Raw genomic sequence first — 3659 nt, forward strand, 5'->3', positions numbered from 1 at the left:
AAGCCGATCGTCTCGTTGGTCGTCGCCTTGACCGAGCAACGCTCGATATCGATGCCGAGATAATCCGACAGTTTCGCCCGCATGGCGTCGCGATGCGGGCCGATCTTGGGCGCCTCGGCAATCAGCGAGACGTCGGCATTCATGATCGTGCCGCCGCGCTCGCGCACGATCCGGGCGGCATGCTCGATGAAGATCCGCGAAGGCGCTCCCTTCCATTGCGGGTCGGACGGCGGGAAATGATCGCCGATATCGCCGGCGCCGCAGGTGGCGAGCAGCGCGTCCGTCAGCGCATGCAGCGCAACGTCGGCATCCGAGTGACCTTTCAGCTTCTGGTCATGCGGAATGAACACGCCGCAGAGCGTCACGCCATCGCCCGCGACGAGCTGGTGCACGTCGTAGCCATTGCCTGTGCGCACGTCTGGAAGCAGCGAAGCCGAGAGCTTGTCGTCGGCCATGGCGATATCGTTCTTGACCGTCAGCTTGACGTTGTCGTTCGTGCCCTCGACGATCGTCACCGGAATGCCCATCCATTCGGCGATCGAGGCGTCGTCGGTGAAATCGCTTCGTCCGCTCGCGGCTGCCTTCTCATGCGCCTCGAGGATCTTGTCGAAGGCGAAGGATTGCGGCGTCTGCGCCGCGTAGAGATGCTCGCGTGAAACCGTTGTCAGCACGGTGCCGGTATTGTCGGCGCGTTTCAGCGTATCGATGACCGGGATCGCCGGCAGCACCGCCGGCGCCCCGGCGTCAAGGCTCTCGGCGATACGATCCAGAAGCGCATGATCGAAGAACGGCCGCACGGCATCATGGATCAGCACATGACTGATGTGCTTGTCCTTGAGGTATCTGAGGCCCGCAAGCACGGATTGCTGCCGGGTCGCACCCCCATGCACCGTTTCGATCGGCGTTGCCGAGATGATGTGGCGGAAGGCTCTCGCATACAGCGCCTCGTCATCGGGATGAATGACGACGACGATCTCAGTTGCCGCTTCCCATGTCATGAAGTTTTCAAGCGTATGCACGATAACCGGCTTGCCGCCGATCATGCGATACTGCTTGGGGCCTTCCTTGGAGGATCCTGCGCGCTCGCCGCGGCCAGCCGCCACGATGACAATTCCAGCCGATATCGGTTGCTTAGAAGGCATTTGCAGCATAAATCCCCTAAATTATGCGGAATTGACCCGAGTGCTCTAACGTCTTGCTTTGGCCTTTTCCAGCATCTGCCCGAAAAATATCAATTCCGGTCCCAGCCCCCTTGGCAAGTCAGGGAATAATGGCTAAAAATAATGCAGTTCTATTGTGTGCCCGAAAGATAATCATTTGATTTCCAAGGACCTCGCAGCGCCTTTTCGAATCGGACCCGTGTCCGTGCGAAACCGCGTTGTATTGGCGCCGATGTCCGGCGTCACGGATATGCCCTTCCGCGAGCTTGCCTGGCGCTTCGGCGCCGGCCTCGTCGTCACCGAGATGGTGGCGAGCCGCGAACTGGTCAACGACACGGCTGAATCCTGGTCGCGGCTCAGCGCTGCGGGCTTCCGGCCGCATATGGTGCAGCTTTCCGGGCGCGAGGCGCACTGGATGGCGGAGGCGGCCAAGATCGCCGCCGATCACGGCGCCGATATCATCGACATCAACATGGGCTGTCCGGCAAAGAAGGTGATTGGCGGTTATTCGGGTTCTGCGCTGATGCGCGACCCCGATCACGCGCTCGGCCTCATCGAGGCGACGGTCAAAGCCGTCGACATTCCGGTGACGCTGAAGATGCGCCTTGGCTGGGATGAGAATTCGATCAACGCGCCTGATATCGCCCGCCGCGCCGAGGCGGCCGGCATCCAGCTTGTGACCATTCATGGGCGCACCCGCATGCAATTCTATGAAGGCCGGGCCGATTGGGATGCGATTCGCGCCGTCCGCGAGGTGATCTCCATTCCGCTGATCGCCAACGGCGATGTCGAAACCGCGGGCGATGCGCAGGAAATATTGCGCCGCTCCGGCGCCGATGCCGTCATGATCGGCAGGGGCTGCCAGGGCAGACCGTGGCATGCCGGCGTCATATCAGGTGCGTCCGCACCGCAATCCCCGGAGATCGCCGAGATCGCCGTCGAGCACTACCGGATGATGCTGGATTTCTACGGCGAAGCGGTGGCGATCCGCCACGCCCGCAAGCACCTTGGCTGGTATCTCCAGCGTTTCGCGCCTGATCTGTCAGGCGCTGAAAAGGCGGAGATCATGACCTCGCGCGATCCGCGCGAGGTGGCCGCGCGCCTTTACGATGCGCTGGCTGTGAATATTGTCGACAGCCGGGAGGCGGCATGATGAAGGATATGACATCTCCGTCCGATCATGCCGGCGGGAGCGTCGCCATGGCGGTGCTGAACGCTATCCAGAACCCCGTCGTCATGGTCGACGAATCCGGCTTCGTCGTTTTCGCCAATTGGGAGGCGGAGGCCTTCTTCGGCGCCAGCGCCTCGCATCTGGCGCGTTACCGCATCTCGACCTTCATTCCCTTCGGTAGCCCGCTGCTCGCCCTGATCGACCAGGTGCGCGAGCGCAAGGCGCCGGTCAACGAATATCGCGTCGACCTGAGTTCGCCCCGCCTCGGCCAGGACAAGCTCGTCGATCTCTACGTCGCCCCTGTGCTCAGCGAGCCCGGCGCCGTCGTCATCGTCTTTCAGGAACGCTCGATGGCAGACAAGATCGACCGGCAGCTGACGCATCGCGCCGCCGCCCGCTCGGTGACCGGCCTTGCCTCGATGCTGGCGCACGAGATCAAGAACCCGCTCTCCGGCATCCGCGGCGCCGCGCAGCTGCTCGAACAATCTGCGGACGACGACGATCGGGCGCTGACCCGGCTGATCTGCGACGAGACCGATCGCATCGTCTCGCTGGTCGACCGCATGGAAGTCTTTTCCGATGAACGGCCTGTCGACCGCATGCCGGTCAACATCCATTCCGTGCTCGATCATGTGAAGGCGGTCGCCAAGGCGGGTTTTGCCCGCAACATCCGGGTCACCGAGAGCTACGATCCGTCGCTGCCAGCCGTCTATGCCAATCGCGACCAACTCGTCCAGGTCTTCCTCAATCTGGTGAAAAACGCCGCCGAAGCGGTCGGCGATCGGCCGGACGGCGAAATCATGCTGACGACGGCCTATCGCCCTGGCATCCGTCTTTCGGTCGCCGGCACGCGTGAAAAGATCTCGCTGCCGCTGGAATTCTGCGTCCACGACAACGGCCCCGGCGTTCCCCTCGATCTGTTGCCGCATCTCTTCGATCCCTTCATCACCACCAAGCCGAATGGCAGCGGCCTCGGCCTGGCGCTGGTCGCCAAGATCATTGGCGATCACGGCGGCATCATCGAATGCGACAGCCAGAACAGCCGCACGACATTCCGCGTTCTCATGCCGGCGTCGAAGGACGCCTCGCTTGAAGACGCTTCTATAGCAAGCTCGACAGGACCTTCTCGATGACAGCCACGATCCTCGTTGCAGATGATGATGCGGCCATCCGGACCGTGCTCAACCAGGCTTTGAGCCGCGCCGGTTATGACGTCCGCATCACCTCCAACGCCGCTACCCTCTGGCGCTGGATTTCGGCAGGCGAGGGCGATCTGGTCGTCACCGATGTGGTGATGCCCGACGAGAACGCCTTCGATCTGCTGCCGC

At 62.4% G+C, this 3659-nt stretch carries 4 protein-coding genes; 3 read left to right on the forward strand and 1 reads right to left on the reverse strand.

What is annotated here, in order from left to right:
* The coding region (locus tag FY112_RS05915; protein WP_151517952.1) for a bifunctional 2-C-methyl-D-erythritol 4-phosphate cytidylyltransferase/2-C-methyl-D-erythritol 2,4-cyclodiphosphate synthase at positions 1-1151 on the reverse strand (1151 nt) is incomplete at its 3' end.
* A gap of 145 nt (positions 1152-1296) precedes the next feature.
* Here FY112_RS05915 and dusB point away from each other — a divergent pair.
* From dusB to FY112_RS05930, 3 genes are all read left to right on the forward strand, one after another.
* Positions 1297-2313 (forward strand): tRNA dihydrouridine synthase DusB, encoded by a 1017-nt coding sequence (gene dusB / locus FY112_RS05920; RefSeq protein ID WP_181018164.1) that lies wholly within the window; start codon positions 1297-1299, stop codon positions 2311-2313.
* Positions 2310-3464 (forward strand): nitrogen regulation protein NR(II), encoded by a 1155-nt coding sequence (locus tag FY112_RS05925; protein WP_017960307.1) that lies wholly within the window; start codon positions 2310-2312, stop codon positions 3462-3464. Before dusB ends, FY112_RS05925 begins: the two co-directional genes overlap by 4 nt.
* Positions 3461-3659, forward strand: a 199-nt coding sequence (locus FY112_RS05930; RefSeq protein WP_151517951.1) for a response regulator, incomplete at its 3' end; no start/stop codon positions are given. The genes FY112_RS05925 and FY112_RS05930, both read left to right, overlap by 4 nt.

Source organism: Rhizobium sp. PEPV16, assembly GCF_008919455.1.
GTDB classification, from domain to species: Bacteria; Pseudomonadota; Alphaproteobacteria; order Rhizobiales; family Rhizobiaceae; genus Rhizobium; species Rhizobium leguminosarum_Q.